Annotated in this window: 14 protein-coding genes and 1 pseudogene; 5 read left to right on the top strand and 10 right to left on the bottom strand. The window is 70.5% G+C overall.

The window, feature by feature from the left end; genetic code table 11:
• Window positions 1–9: 9 nt before the first annotated feature.
• The 3 genes from LNK82_RS39045 to LNK82_RS39035 all read right to left on the bottom strand — a co-directional run bounded on the left by LNK82_RS39045 (window position 10) and on the right by LNK82_RS39035 (window position 3,491).
• On the bottom strand, window positions 10–2,310 hold the full coding sequence (locus LNK82_RS39045; RefSeq protein WP_230571896.1) for a RelA/SpoT family protein: 2,301 nt from the start codon (window positions 2,308–2,310) through the stop codon (window positions 10–12).
• A 124-nt stretch (window positions 2,311–2,434) separates the two neighbouring features.
• The gene (locus LNK82_RS39040) at window positions 2,435–2,638 is read right to left on the bottom strand and encodes a DUF397 domain-containing protein (protein WP_230571895.1); all 204 of its coding nucleotides are present in this window, start codon (window positions 2,636–2,638) and stop codon (window positions 2,435–2,437) included.
• Entirely contained in the window at window positions 2,631–3,491 is an 861-nt protein-coding gene (locus LNK82_RS39035) for a helix-turn-helix domain-containing protein (RefSeq protein WP_230571894.1), read from the bottom strand. Before LNK82_RS39035 ends, LNK82_RS39040 begins: the two co-directional genes overlap by 8 nt.
• A 158-nt stretch (window positions 3,492–3,649) precedes the next feature.
• On the opposite strand from LNK82_RS39035, the gene LNK82_RS39030 reads away from it, so the two are divergent.
• The 3 genes and pseudogenes from LNK82_RS39030 (at window position 3,650) to LNK82_RS48500 (ending at window position 5,415) form a co-directional block, all read left to right on the top strand.
• Window positions 3,650–4,477: a hypothetical protein gene (locus tag LNK82_RS39030; RefSeq protein WP_230571893.1), complete on the top strand. Its 828-nt coding sequence runs from the start codon at window positions 3,650–3,652 to the stop codon at window positions 4,475–4,477.
• Window positions 4,478–4,945, top strand: a pseudogene (locus tag LNK82_RS48505) (DUF222 domain-containing protein); the annotation flags it as partial.
• A gap of 50 nt (window positions 4,946–4,995) precedes the next feature.
• Window positions 4,996–5,415 carry an HNH endonuclease signature motif containing protein gene (locus LNK82_RS48500; RefSeq protein ID WP_372470770.1) on the top strand — a complete coding sequence of 140 codons (420 nt, stop codon included), beginning with the start codon at window positions 4,996–4,998 and terminating at the stop codon, window positions 5,413–5,415.
• Here LNK82_RS48500 and LNK82_RS39020 read toward each other — a convergent pair.
• The 7 genes from LNK82_RS39020 to ruvC all read right to left on the bottom strand — a co-directional run bounded on the left by LNK82_RS39020 (window position 5,393) and on the right by ruvC (window position 11,833).
• Window positions 5,393–5,911, bottom strand: a complete 519-nt coding sequence (locus LNK82_RS39020; protein WP_230571891.1) for an adenine phosphoribosyltransferase — start codon at window positions 5,909–5,911, stop codon at window positions 5,393–5,395. The two genes, LNK82_RS48500 and LNK82_RS39020, sit on opposite strands and share 23 nt — an antisense overlap.
• Window positions 5,908–7,107, bottom strand: coding sequence for a protein translocase subunit SecF (gene secF, locus LNK82_RS39015; protein WP_230571890.1), 1,200 nt, complete (start codon window positions 7,105–7,107; stop codon window positions 5,908–5,910). The genes LNK82_RS39020 and secF overlap by 4 nt, the downstream gene beginning before the upstream one ends.
• A gap of 1 nt (window position 7,108) precedes the next feature.
• Window positions 7,109–8,956, bottom strand: a complete 1,848-nt coding sequence (gene secD, locus LNK82_RS39010) for a protein translocase subunit SecD (RefSeq protein WP_230571889.1) — start codon at window positions 8,954–8,956, stop codon at window positions 7,109–7,111.
• A gap of 150 nt (window positions 8,957–9,106) precedes the next feature.
• A complete protein-coding gene (gene yajC, locus LNK82_RS39005) occupies window positions 9,107–9,475 on the bottom strand; it encodes a preprotein translocase subunit YajC (RefSeq protein ID WP_230571888.1) in 369 nt (122 codons plus the stop codon).
• Window positions 9,476–9,573: 98 nt separating this feature from the next.
• Complete coding sequence (ruvB, locus tag LNK82_RS39000) at window positions 9,574–10,629, bottom strand: Holliday junction branch migration DNA helicase RuvB (protein WP_230571887.1); 1,056 nt, start codon at window positions 10,627–10,629, stop codon at window positions 9,574–9,576.
• Entirely contained in the window at window positions 10,626–11,216 is a 591-nt protein-coding gene (gene ruvA, locus LNK82_RS38995) for a Holliday junction branch migration protein RuvA (protein WP_230571886.1), read from the bottom strand. Before ruvA ends, ruvB begins: the two co-directional genes overlap by 4 nt.
• Window positions 11,213–11,833 (bottom strand): crossover junction endodeoxyribonuclease RuvC, encoded by a 621-nt coding sequence (gene ruvC, locus LNK82_RS38990; protein WP_230571885.1) that lies wholly within the window; start codon window positions 11,831–11,833, stop codon window positions 11,213–11,215. The genes ruvA and ruvC overlap by 4 nt, the downstream gene beginning before the upstream one ends.
• A gap of 179 nt (window positions 11,834–12,012) precedes the next feature.
• Here ruvC and LNK82_RS38985 point away from each other — a divergent pair, with 179 nt between their 5' ends.
• On the top strand, window positions 12,013–13,536 hold the full coding sequence (locus LNK82_RS38985) for a GGDEF domain-containing protein (RefSeq protein WP_230571884.1): 1,524 nt from the start codon (window positions 12,013–12,015) through the stop codon (window positions 13,534–13,536).
• Window positions 13,533–13,979, top strand: a complete 447-nt coding sequence (locus LNK82_RS38980; protein ID WP_230571883.1) for a cupin domain-containing protein — start codon at window positions 13,533–13,535, stop codon at window positions 13,977–13,979. Before LNK82_RS38985 ends, LNK82_RS38980 begins: the two co-directional genes overlap by 4 nt.
• Window positions 13,980–13,983 lie beyond the last annotated feature (4 nt).

The following is a 13,983-nucleotide window of genomic DNA, read 5'->3' as shown; positions in this document are numbered from 1 at the left end:
GTCAGCCGGTCACGACGCCGACGTCACCCGGTACACGTCGTACACGCCCTCCACGCTGCGAACCGCCTTCAGCACGTGACCGAGGTGCTTCGGGTCGCCCATCTCGAACGAGAACCGCGACACCGCGACCCGGTCCCGCGACGTCGTCACCGACGCCGACAGGATGTTGACCTTCTCGTCGGCCAGCACCTTCGTCACGTCCGACAGCAGCCGGTGCCGGTCCAGCGCCTCCACCTGGATCGCCACCAGGAACACCGAGGACGACGACGGCGCCCACTCGACGTCCAGCAGCCGCTCGGGCGTCCTGAGCAGCTCGTCCGCGTTGGTGCAGTCCGTCCGGTGCACCGACACCCCGCCGCCGCGGGTGACGAAGCCGAGGATGTCGTCACCCGGCACGGGCGTGCAGCAGCGCGCCAGCTTGACCCACACGTCGGCCGCGTCCTTGACGACGACACCGGCGTCCCCGGTGACCCGCCGCCGGGCGACCGTGGACGGCGTCGACCGCTCCGCCAGCTCTTCCTCGGCGTGCTCCACACCGCCGAGCTGCGCGACCAGCCGCTGCACGACGTGCCGCGCGGAGGTGTGGCCCTCCCCCACGGCCGCGTACAGCGCCGACACGTCGGGGTAGTGCAGCTCCTTCGACAGCGCGCCCATCGAGTCGGCCGAGACCAGCCTCTGCAACGGGAGCCCGACGCGTCGGACCTCCTTCGCGATGGCGTCCTTGCCGACCTCGATGGCCTCTTCCTTGCGCTCCTTCGCGAACCACTGCTTGATCTTCGCCTTGGCCCTGGGCGAGGCCGCGAACGACAGCCAGTCGCGGGACGGGCCCGCGCCCTCCGCCTTCGAGGTGAAGATCTCGATGACCTCGCCGTTCTCGAGCTTGCGCTCCAGCGCGACGAGCCGGCCGTTCACCCGCGCGCCGATGCACCGGTGACCCACCTCGGTGTGCACGGCGTACGCGAAGTCGACCGGCGTGGACCCGGTCGGCAACGTCACCACGTCGCCCTTCGGCGTGAAGACGAAGATCTCCCGCGCGGCCAGGTCGAACCGGAGCGACTCCAGGAACTCACCGGGGTCGGCGGCCTCGCGCTGCCAGTCGAGCAGCTGGCGCATCCAGGCCATCTCGTCGACCTCGACGCCCTTGCCGGTGTGCGTGCCGCGCGTCTCCTTGTACCGCCAGTGCGCCGCGATGCCGTACTCGGCGGTCCGGTGCATGTCGTAGGTGCGGATCTGCACTTCCAGCGGCTTGCCGTCCGGCCCGATGACCGTCGTGTGCAACGACTGGTACACCCCGAACCGGGGCTGCGCGATGTAGTCCTTGAACCGGCCCGGCATCGGCTGCCACAGCGCGTGCACGACCCCCATCGCCGCGTAGCAGTCGCGGACCTCGTCCACCTGGATGCGCACGCCCACCAGGTCGTGGATGTCGTCGAAGTCCCGACCGCGCACGATCATCTTCTGGTGGATCGAGTAGTAGTGCTTGGGCCTGCCCTCGACCTTGGCCGTGATCTGGGCCGCCGCCATCTGCTGGGACAGCTCCGTGATCACCCCGCCCAGGTAGGTGTCCCGGGACGGCGCGCGGTTGGCCACCAGGCGCACTATCTCGTCGTACTTCTTGGGCTGGAGGATCGCGAACGCGAGGTCCTCCAGCTCCCACTTCACCGTCGCCATGCCGAGGCGGTGCGCCAGCGGCGCGAGCACCTCCAGCGTCTCGCGCGCCTTGCGGGCCTGCTTCTCCGGCGGGAGGAACCGCATGGTGCGCATGTTGTGCAGCCGGTCGGCGAGCTTGATCACCAGCACCCGGGGGTCCTTGGCCATGGCGATGACCATCTTGCGGATGGTCTCCGCCTCGGCCGCCGCGCCGAGCTTGACCTTGTCGAGCTTGGTGACGCCGTCCACGAGGAGCGACACCTCGGTGCCGAAGTCGACCCGGAGCTGGTCCAGCGAGTAGTCGGTGTCCTCCACCGTGTCGTGCAGGAGGGCGGCGACCAGCGTGGTGGTGTCCATGCCCAGCTCGGCCAGGATCGTCGCCACGGCGAGCGGGTGCGTGATGTAGGGGTCGCCGGACTTGCGCCGCTGCGGGCGGTGCTTCTCCTCCGCCACGTCGTAGGCGTGCTGGAGCAGCGCCAGGTCGGCCTTCGGGTGCAGGTCGCGGTGGACGGCGGCCAGCGGTTCGAGCACCTGCTTGACCGGCGCGGCGCGCTGGGCGGTGATCCGACGTGCCAGCCGCGCGCGCACGCGCCTCGTCGCCGACGGAGGCCGTGCGGGCACGGGCTGCGACGTCTGCGCGGGTTCGGTGTCCTGGCTCAACCACGCTCCTCGGGTCTAGGAACCGAGGATAACTCCGTTGCGGGCCTCACCCCGGCGGCGAGCCGATGAGCGGTGCAGTTCACACGACGAGCAGCACCTGTCAATCAGCGCGACCGGTCGGGTTTCACCAGCCTGAACCCGTCCGCCAGTCACCCTTGAGACCGGCCAGGAACGCCGAGAAGCTCGTCCGGGGGAACCTCAACTGCCCCGCTTCCGGCTGCTTGCTGTCCCGGACCGCGGTCGCGTCCGCCGTGACCGACAGCTCCACGCAGTCCGGCTGACTCGAGCTGTAGGTCGACTTGCGCCACTGTCCCTGCTGGTCAGGCATACCTGGTACCCCTCACTTCCCGGATGCGCTTCGCGGACTGCCTCGGATCGAGCGCCCGCCGGGCCACGTCGTCCCAGGCCGCGGCCAGCTTGCTCACCACCCGTTCATTCTCCACGACCTTGATCCCGCTGTGGCCCTCCACGAAGACCGAGAGCGGCTCCTCGGGTTCCGGGTAGTCGAGCAGGGTCAACGCGCCGAACTGGGGACCATAAGCGCCGGTCTCGAAGGGGATGACCTGGAGGGTGACGTGGTCGTGCTCGGCGACCGCGAGCAGGTGCGTCAACTGCTCGACCATCAGCTCACGGCTGCCGACCACGCGGTGCAGCGCCGCCTCGTCGATCAGCGCGTGCAGGTGGAGCGGGTTGACCGGACGGGAGAGCAGCCCTTGCCGATCACGTCGCTCGGCAGCCGCCTGCGCGGTCCAACCCTTGCCCGCGGTCAAGGCCGGAGCGCATCGGCCGAGTTCCTCCGCGTAGCCGCCGACCTGGAGGATGCCCGGAATCACGGAGGGATCGAGTGAGCGCTCCTGGGCCGCCTCACCCTCGTCCATCCGGAACCGGAGGTAACCCGGCGACAGAGCGGACGCGTGCTCGACCACCACCGCGTCCACGTTCGCGCGTTCCCAGAGCGCCGTGCCCTCACCCAGCTCCTCATCGGTCGCCTTGAGGACCATCATGATCGCCAGGAACGTCGGGTAGCGCGGCAGGTGGTCGCCGGACAGCAGTCGGTTGACCGTGTCCTTCGACGTCTTGACCAGGTCCGCGACCTCGGCCGGCTTGAGCCCGGCCCGTTCCACGATCGGTTTGACGTGTCGACCGAGCCTGCGCTTGGCACGTGTGGTTCCTACCGCCATGGCGATCACCTTAGCCACTGTGCGTAACCGACTTGCACGCACAGTTAACCCGATTGCTTACCGCAAATTTGCTATCCGCAAACGATATGGTCGCAGCCATGACCGAGAGGTAGACCAAGCGGCCGTACGCCTCCGCTGCCAGTCCCCACACGTACGGCTTGGCGGCCACGCTGGAGGTGCACCGGGCGACCCTCGACCTCGCCGCGCGCCACCCCTCGTCGGAGTCGGCCGCCGTGCCGCCGGAGGTGGCCGCGCAGGTCTACGCGCGCATGGGCCTGTTCCAGGCCGCCACCACGATGGCCACGCGAGCGGTCGAGTTGCGGCGGGACCTGTCCCCGGAGTCGGCGACCGAGGACCGGCTCGCCCACCACGTGTTCGCCCTGGACCTCTTGGCGAGCACCTTCCGGGCGCGCGGGATGACCGACGCCGTCACCGGGTGCCTCGTCCAGCTGGTCGAGCTGCACTTCGAGTGCGACAACGCGGTCGCGAAGTTCACCCGAGCCGACGAGCTCTACGCCGAGTACGACACCGACACCGCGATCGCCGAAGAACGCGGTGAGCCGGTTCGCGATCGGCGACTTGGGCGTCATCCCCTGGTAGGCGAAAGTCGTTATGCTGCAACGGTTTCACTTGATCGAGTGATGCCGGCCGAATGCTCGTTCGAATGTCATCTAGTCATGGACACATCGCCCGCGCTGCTCACCGAGGACGGCCTCTTCGCCGCCGTCGCCTCGGTCGAGGCGTCGATGCGGGCGTTGCACCGGCGGCGGTTGGAACTGCCGGCCGAAGTGCTGCGGTGCGGCTATGACCTGGACGCCTTCCGTCGCCTGGCACGGGCGAACCCGGCCGAGATCAAGCAGTGGGTCGCGCAGGTCGCGTTGTTCCTGCCCTCGATCACCCCGACCGGGCAGCCGTTGCCTCCGTCGCACCCCGAGATCGGTGCGGCGTTGGCGGAGCAGGAACTGTCGGACGGTCATCTGCGGTAGTTGACGCGGGCGATCACCCCGCTGAAGCTGCCCGACTCGTCGGAGGCGATCCTGGTCGAGGCCGCCCGGTCCGTGGAGCCGCAGGCGGTGCGCCGGCCGGCCGACCGGATCCGGGACCGGATGGAGCAGGACGCGGCCGACGAGTGGGAGGAGCCCGTCGCCGAACCCGCCGACGTGCTGCACGTGCGCGACCTGCCGGGTGGCCGGATCGAGTTCTGGGGTGAACTGTCCGCAGAGACCGGGGCCCGGTTCACCGCCATGCTCGAACCACTCGCCCAGCCTCGTCCGGACGGCCCGCAGGACCGGGCGCTCCGGTGGGGCGAGGCGTTCGGCGACCTGGTCTCACCGGCCTCGCGGTCGACTCACCTGCCCTCCGAGGCCGGGGAACGCCCGCACATCAGCGTCACGCTCGACTTCGAGACGCTGCGACGGGGCGTCGGACACGCGGTGCTCGACGGCGGCCACTACCTCAGTGCCGCGCGGCGCGCCGGATCGCCTGCGACGCCAAGGTCATCCCGGTGGTGCTGGGCGCCGGCTCCGAGGTGCTGGACCTCGGGCGGACGAAACGAACGGTCAGCGTGGCGCAGCGCAAGGCACTGCACGCGCGGGACCGGGGGTGCGCGTTCCCGGGCTGTGGTCGGCCGCCCAAGCGGTGCGACGCGCACCACGTCGAGCACTGGGCCGACGGCGGCGACACCGACCTCGACAACATGGTGTTGCTGTGCCGCACCCACCACAGCCTGATCCACCACTCACGCTGGAGGATCACCATGACCGGCGGGGTGCCGGCGTTCATCCCGCCCCGCCACGTCGACCCGGCCCGACTCCCCCCGCCAGAACCTGCTCCACCGACCACCCACCGTCATCGCGGCCTGAGTCCCGAAGGGGGTCAGGCCGTGGGGGCAGGAGGTGGGGTCACACGGTCAGCAGGGCGTTGACGTCATGGCCGGCCAGCCGCTCACGGCCGCCCAAGCCGGGGATCTCCAGCACCACCGAGATCCCGGTGACCACGCCACCGGCGCGTTCCACCAACTCGCACGCCGCCGCGGCGGTGCCGCCGGTCGCCAGCACGTCGTCCACCACCACGACGTGCTGCCCCGGCACGATGGCCTCCGCCGGCAGTTCCAGCGTGGCCGTCCCGTACTCGAGGTCGTAGGACACGCGGTGCGCGACCGAAGGCAGCTTGCCCGGCTTGCGCAGCGGCACGACGCCGTAGTGCCAGCCGTACCCCAGCGCGGCGCCCAGCAGGAAGCCGCGCGACTCGATCGCGGCCACCACCTGGGTGTCCGGGTGGATCTTGTCCTGAAGGGCGTCGACCACGGCGCGCAGCGCGTCCGGGTCGGCGAGGACCGGCGTGAGGTCCCGGAAGACGACCCCCGGCAGGGGGAAGTCCGGGACCTCACGCAGCAGCCCTAGGGCGCGGTCGAGCTTCAACGGTGCTTCTTGCCCGTCGGGCGGCGCCGCGCGTCGCTCGCCTTGCCGGTCCGAGCGGGCACGCCCGCCGCGGCCGCCATCGCTTTCTCCTTGCGCAACTCGGCCTGCAGCGACTCGTCGTCGGTCGACTCCACGATGTCGCCACCGCTGACGACCTCGCCGGTCGCCTCGCCGGTCGCGGCGGCCCGGCGGGCCAGGTTGTCCCGACGCGCCTGCACCCGGGCGGCCTGCGCCTTGTACCGGGCGTCGCGCATCTTCAGGTCCACCGCGATCGGGGTCGCGATGTAGATGGACGACAGCGCGCCGATCACGATGCCGGTGAGCTGCACCAGCGCCAGGTCCTTCAGCGTGCCGACGCCGAGCAGGCCGACGCCGATCGCCAGCAGGCCCAGCACCGGCAGCACCGCGATCAACGAGGTGTTGATCGAGCGCATCAGGGTCTGGTTGACCGCCAGGTTCGCGGCCTCGGCGAACGTGCGGCGGGTGAGGCCGAGCAGGCCTCGGGTGTTCTCCCGGACCTTGTCGAACACCACCACCGTGTCGTACAGCGAGAAACCGAGGATGGTGAGCAGGCCGATGACCGTCGCCGGCGAGACCTCGAAGCCGACGATCGAGTACACGCCGGCCGTGATCAGCACGTCGTGCAGCACCGCGACGAGCGCGGCGATCGCCATCGACAGCTCGAAGTACAGCGCCAGGAAGATCATCACCGCGACGAAGAACACGAGCAGCGCGATCAGCGCCTGGCTGGTGATCTCACCGCCCCACGAGGCGGACACGGCGCTGTCGCTGATGGCGTCCACGCCGCCGTTGGGCTTCAGGTCCTCGTTCAGCGTGGTCTTGAGCTTCAACACCTGGTCGGCGTTGAGCGTCTCCGACCGGATCTGGATGGTCGCCGAGTCGCCGGTGCCCACGGTCTGCGTGGCGGCAGGCTCCTTGCCGAGGGCCTTCTCGAACGACTCCTTGGCCGCCTCGACGCCGATCGTGCCGGAGGAGCTGCTCGCGGGCATCTGGACGCGCGTGCCGCCGGTGAAGTCGATGCCCCGGTTGAAGCCCTTGAACACGATCGACAGGATGCAGATCAGCAGGATGACGCCGAAAATCACGTACCAGCGCTTGCGCTTGCCGACGATGTCGAACGCGCCGTTGCCGACGTAGAGCCGCTGGAAAACGTTGCGCTTCTTCGTCTCGGTCACGTCAGACCTCCTTCACAGCGGTGCTCTTCGCACCCGACGGCGCGCGGTCGTCGACGGCGGCCTGGACGGCGCCGCCGAGACCCGAGAGCTTCGGGTTGGACAGGCGCTTCGACTTGGAGATCATGCTGACCAGCGGGTGCGTGACCAGGAAGACCACGACCAGGTCGAGGACGGTCGACATGCCCAGGGTGAACGCGAAGCCCTTCACCTGGCCGACGGCGAGCACGTACAGGATGGCCGCGGCGAGGAAGCTGACCATGTCCGCGGACAGGATCGTGCGACGGGAGCGGACCCACGCGCGCGGCACCGCGGACCGGAACGACCGGCCCTCCCGCATCTCGTCCTTCAACCGTTCGAAGAACACCACGAACGAGTCCGCGGTGATACCGATCGACACGATGAAACCGGCGATGCCCGCGAGGTCGAGGGTGAACCCGATCCAGCGGCCGAGCAGCACCAGCACCGCGTAGACGACCACACCCGACAGGGCGAGCGACAGGATGGTCAGCACGCCGAGCAGGCGGTAGTAGAACAAGCAGTAGACGAACACCAGCGCGAGGCCGATTCCACCCGCGATCAGGCCGGCCTCCAGCGAGGCGAGGCCCAGCGTCGCGGACACCGTCTCGGCCTCGGAGGCCTCGAACGACAGCGGCAGCGAGCCGTACTTCAGCACGTTGGCGAGGCTGTTCGCCTCCGCCTGGCTGAACTTGCCGCTGATCTGCGTCGAGCCGCCGAGGATGGGCTCGTTGATGTTCGGCGCGGACACGACCTGCGTGTCCAGCACGACGGCGACCTGCTGCGAGACGTTCGCCGAGGTGAACTTGCCCCACTTCTCGCCGCCCTCGCCCTTGAAGGTGAGGTCGACGACGAAGCCCGCGCCCTGCGGGTCGGTGCCGGACACCGCGTTGTCGACGTCCTCGCCGCTCAGGCGCGAGTACAGGGTGAAGTCGTCGTCCTTGACGCTGCCGTCGGTCGGCGGGGTGACCGGGGCCAGCACGTACTTCTCGGTGCGGTCCTGGTCGCAGGTCAGCAGCGGCAGCGCCGGGTCGTCGTTGCCGATCAGCGGGTCGACCGTGGGGCAGGTGAACGCGGCGAGCGCCTGGGACACGGTCTGCGCGTCCAGCGTGGTCAGCTGCGGGTCCTGCCGGCAGGTGCGGGACTCCTCGATGGCCCTGGTCGGGTCGTCGGAGTACTGGCCCTGGAAGACCGCGCGGCAGTCGACCTGCGACTCGGCGGGCGGCTGCTCGCCGGCGGGCGCGTTCGGGTCCGCGGGCGGCGTCGTGGCGTCGGCCGGCGGGGTCGTGGTGGTCGGCTGGCCCTCGAACGCCGGGGCCGGGCGGCCCTGCGCGGTCGTCGGCGCGACGGAGTTCGCGGTCTCGGTCGGCTCCTTGCCCGCGCTCTCGGTCGGCGCGGCCGAGCCGGACGTGGACGGCGGCGCGCTCTGGGTCGGCTCGGGCTCCGGCGCGTTGGGCACCGGCGAGCCGATGACCTTGCGGAAGTTGAGCTTCGCCGTCTGACCGAGGCGCTTCGCGCCCTCGCTGTCGGAGCCGGGGACCGTGATCACCAGGTTGGTGCCGTCGCGGATGACCTCGGGACCGGCCACGCCCAGACCGTTGACGCGCGTCTCGATGAGCGTGCGCGCCTGGTTGAGCGACTCCTCCGACGGCGTCTTCCCATCAGGAGCCCGGGCGGTCAACGTGACACGGGTGCCACCCTGGAGGTCGATGCCGAGCTTGGGGGTCGCCTTGCCGTTCCCGGTGAAGAACACCAGGGAGTACAGCGCGACCACGATGAGGACAAATGCGCCCAGGTACTTCGCGGGGCGGATTTGCCCGGCCGGAGGTGCCACGGTCCGTCCGTCTCCTGATAGTTGACAAGGTCAGCGAGGCCGCAGCGTACCCCTGATGGTGTGAGCTGCGCGTCACTGCCTGGAGTCGGCACGTTGACAGTTGCCGGCTCCAGGCGAGGGGTCCGCTGGTTACTGCGGGTCTACTTCTGGTTACTTCTTGCTCTCCTGCTGTGCGCGGTCGACGTCCGCGGTCTCGTCCACGACGTCGTCGACATCCTCGACGTCGTCCACGACCGCGTCGGTCTCGGTGTCCACGACAACCTTCTCGCGAATGGCCTGGCGCAGCCAAGTGGTGACGACACCGTCGGCGATCTCGAGTTCGATCGTGTTGTCGTCGTCGTCCACGCCGGCCACCGTCGCGTACAGCCCGGAGGTGGTCATGACCCGGTCACCCGGCTCCAGCGAGTTCAGCAGCGCCTGCTGTTCGGCGACGGCCCGCTTCTGCTTGCGGGCGCTGAGGAACAGCGGCACCGCGAGCAGCACGAGCAGCAGCGGGAACATCAAGGAGGACAGGTCCATCATTCTCCGATCAACCGGACGGGGCAGACGCGAACAGCGCCCGGTACGTCCGAATTTCTGGGGTGCCTTCGCCGATTGTGCCAGGTGAGCAATACCGATCACTCGGTGGCGTCGTCGAACAGGGATCGGGTGGCCTCGCCCGGCGCCCGCGGCGGCGGCTGCAGGCCCAGGTGCAGCCATGCCGTGGCGGTGGCGACCCGACCACGGGGCGTGCGCGCCAGCATCCCGGCCCGGACCAGGTACGGCTCGCAGACCTCCTCGACCGTGGTGGGCTCCTCACCCACCGCGACGGCCAGCGTGGAGACGCCGACCGGACCGCCGCCGAACGAACGGACCAGCGCGCCCAGGACCGCCCGGTCCAACCGGTCCAGGCCCAGTTCGTCCACGTCGTAGACCTTCAGGGCGTCACGGGCGACCTCCAGGGTCACCGCGCCGTCCGCGCGCACCTCTGCGTAGTCCCGAACCCGCCGGAGCAGTCGGTTCGCGATGCGGGGCGTGCCGCGGGACCGGCCCGCGATCTCCCGGCCGCCGTCGTCGCGCAGGTCGACGCCGAGGATCCGGGCGGACCGGCGGATGATCAGCTCCAGCTCCTCGGGGCTGTAGAACTCCATGTGCCCGGTGAAGCCGAACCGGTCGCGCAGCGGCCCGGTCAGCGCGCCGGACCGGGTGGTGGCCCCGACCAGGGTGAACGGGGCGATGTCGAGCGGGATGCTGGTCGCGCCGGGGCCCTTGCCGACGACGACGTCGACCCGGAAGTCCTCCATCGCCAGGTACAGCATCTCCTCGGCGGGCCTGGCCATCCGGTGGATCTCGTCGATGAACAGCACGTCGCCCTCGACCAGGTTCGACAGCATCGCCGCCAGGTCGCCCGCGCGTTCGAGGGCGGGGCCGGAGGTGATGCGCAGCGACGCGCCCAGCTCGGCCGCGATGATCATGGCGAGGCTGGTCTTGCCCAGGCCGGGAGGACCGGACAGCAGCACGTGGTCGGGCGGCGCGCCGCGCTGCATCGCGCCCTGGAGGACGAGTTCGAGCTGTTCGCGGACCTTCGGCTGGCCGACGAACTCGTGCAGGTCCTTCGGCCGCAGGGTGGTCTCGAGGTCCCGCTCGGCGGGGTCGGGCAGCGGGTTGAGGGTGTCGTCCTCGTCGTGGTTCATCGCTTGCGGCCCAGGGCGGCCAGGGAGTGGCGGAGGACTTCGGACGTGCCGAGCGCGCCGTCGGCGGCCAGCACGGCGTCGACGGCCTGCTCGGCCTGCTTGGCCGGGAAGCCGAGGCCCAGCAGCGCCTCGGTGACCTGCGCGCGGACCTGGCCGGCGTCACCGGTGGCGCTCGGCGCGGGTTCGAGCCGGCCGACCTTGTCGCGCAGCTCGATGATCAGGCGCTCGGCGCCCTTGCGGCCGATGCCGGGCACCTGGGTGAGCACGGTGATGTTGCCCTCGGAGAGGGCGGCGCGCAGCTTGTCCGGCTCCAGCACGGCCAGGGTCGCCAACGCCAGCCTCGGCCCTATCCCGGACACGGTCTGCAGGAGGCCGAACAGCTCGCGGGCGTCGGCGTCGGCGAAGCCGAAGAGGGTCAGCGAGTCCTCGCGCACCACCAGCGCGGTGGCCAGCTGGGTCTCCTCGCCGCGGCGCAGCGTGGCGAGCGTGGCGGGGGTGGCCTGCACGGCGTAGCCGACGCCGCCGACCTCGACGACGACGTGGTCGAGCCCGATGGACAGCACCTGCCCGCGCAGTGACGAGATCACTGACCCTTACCTGCTTCCCGCTTGTCGATCGGTGTGGCCTTGGTCGATGCGGCCGATGCCCGCGCACCCGCCTGTGCCAGTTTCGCGCGGTGCGTCCGGGCGATCTCAGCCGCCCTCGCCTGCGCCTCCTCCAGGCGCGACCGCATGGGCGCGCGCCACAGGTGGCAGATGGCCAGCGCGAGCGCGTCGGCGGCGTCGGCGGGCTTCGGCGCGGTCTTGAGGCCGAGCAGCTTGGTGACCATGGCGGTGACCTGCGCCTTGTCCGCCCGGCCCGACCCGGTGACGGCGGCCTTGACCTCGCTCGGCGTGTGGAACACGACCGGCAGGCCGCGGCGGGCCGCCGACAGCGCCACCACGCCACCCGCCTGCGCCGTGCCCATCGCGGTGCGCACGTTGTGCTGGCTGAACACCCGCTCGATGGCCACCACCTGCGGCTGGTAGCGGTCCAGCCACTGCTCGACCGCGTCGGAGAGCTGGAGCAGCCGCAACGCCAGGTCCTCGTCCGCCGGCGTGCGCACGACGTCCACGGCGATCGGCCGCACCGCCCGGCCGGGACCGCCGTCGACCACCCCGAACCCGCACCGGGTCAAGCCGGGGTCGACTCCGAACACGCGCACGCTGGTCCCCTCAACCGCCGACGAACACCAGTTCGAAACCTTAGAGGGTGATCACCGCGGACCGCCCGGTGACACGCGCACGGTGACGAACAGGTACCCCCCGATCGACACAGCGTCACGAGGTCATTACAGTGGCTCGGTCAACTGATCGACTCCAGTGGCGGCATGAGCGGGGTGGCATGACCCTGAGGCGGTTCGGCGTCGTCGCCGTCGCCGTCTGCGCCCTGGTCGTCTGCGCCGTCAGCCTCGTGGTCTCCGGGGTGCTCGACCGGCCGACGTCCGTCGCGATCGACAAGTTCACCCAGTTGCTCGCCTCGGTCGCCGCGATGGTGTCGTACTGGCGGGCCGCGCGGGCACGGCAGGGCGTGGCCCGGCGCTGGCGGCTGTGGATGGTCGCCGCGATGGCGAGCCTGGCCATCGGGCTGGCCGTGTGGATCTGGGGCCAGGTGTTCCTCGGGGTGTCGCTGCCCTCGTCCACGCTGGCGCCGATCGGGTTCATGCTCGTGCCCGGGCTGACGCTGTGCGCGATCCTGGTGCTGGCGCACGGCGGGTCGGGCAAGCTGCCCGGCCACCGCAGCAAGCTGGTCGTCGCGCTGGACGGGCTGATCGTGGTCGGCTCGCTGTTCGTGCTCACCTGGGTGTCGCTGCTGGAGTCGATGGTCCGCGCCTGGGCCACCTCCGGCCCCGGTTTCGCGACCGTCGTGGCGCACCCGGCCGCCTACCTGGTGATGCTGGTCGTGCTGCTGGTGTCGTCGTGGACGCACCGCTCGGTGCGGCAGCTGCCGGTGCTGTTCATCGCGTTGGCGGGCTTGGCGCAGTCGGCGTCGGGCTGGATGTTCGCGTACCTGGTGAGCAAGGGCGCCACCGCCATCCCGACGGCCGCCGACATCGGGTTCATGGTGTGCCCCGCGTTGTTCTTCCTCAGCTCCATCGCGCCGAGCAACGCCGCGCGGGAGCGGGTCGGCGCGGCCAGGCTGCGCGCGGGCGAGCTGCTGCACCTGCTGGTGCCGTACCTGCCGATGCTGGTCACGGGCCTGTTCATCGTGGTCGGCACGGCGACCGGCGTGCGGCTCAACCCGCTGGAGATCTACGTCGGGCTCGGCGTGGTGCTGCTGGTGATCGCGCGGCAGCTGCTGACGCTGATCGACAACGTGAAGCTGCTGGAGCAGCTGCGGGAGAGCCGGGAGCGGCTGCGGCACCAGGCCTACCACGACCCGTTGACCGGGGTGCCCAACCGCGCGCTGTTCCGGGAACGGCTGGACGCGGCGCTGGCCGGGACGTCGCCGGTGGTGGTGCTGTTCATCGACGTGGACGGGTTCAAGGACGTCAACGACAACTTCGGCCACGCCGAGGGTGACGCGGTGCTGCGGATCGTGGCCTCGCGGTTGCAGGCGTGCGTGCGGTCGCAGGACGTGGTGGCGCGGCTGGGCGGTGACGAATTCGGCGTGCTGGTCGACGGCTACCCGCAGCCGCCGGAGGAGATCGGGCGGCGGGTGCTCGGCGCGCTGGACGAGCCGCACCGCACGGCGAACGGCTCGCACGTGATCCGCGCGTCGATCGGGATCTCGCACCGCGAGGCGTTCGACCCGACGTTGACCGCCGACGACCTGCTCGGCACGGCGGACGCGGCGATGTACACGGCGAAGCGGCTCGGCAAGGGAATGGTCGTAGTGCACGGATCGGTGGAGGCGGAGCTGACATGAGCACTGAGGACGTCATCAAGACGCTGGGGATGGTCGAGTTATCGGTCGAGGGAGGGTGGTGGGCGCAGTCGTGGCGGTCGCCCGAGGCGTCCGCGATCTACTACATGCTGCGGGAGGGCGAGTTCTCCGGCATGCACCGGCTGGACCACTTGGAGATCTACTCCTACCACCGCGGCGCGGCGCTGCGGATGCTCCTGCTGCACCCGGACGGCACGGTGACCACGCCGGTGCTGGGCCCGGACCTCGCCGCGGGCGAGCGACCGCAGGTGGTCGTGCCCGCCGGGGTGTGGCAGGCCGCCGAGCCTGACGGCGACTGGTCGATCGTGGGCACGGTCGTGGTGCCGCCCTACACCGATGACGTGGTCAGCTTCGGCGAGGCCGACACCCTCGCGCCGCTCTACCCCTCGCACGCCGACCAGATCCGCCGCTTCTGCCGCTACTGATCGC

Source organism: Saccharothrix luteola, from assembly GCF_020859565.1.
Classification (GTDB): Bacteria; Actinomycetota; Actinomycetes; order Mycobacteriales; family Pseudonocardiaceae; genus Actinosynnema; species Actinosynnema luteola.
Note: the sequence above shows the minus strand (reverse complement) of the source record. Positions and strands in the feature narration are given on the sequence as shown.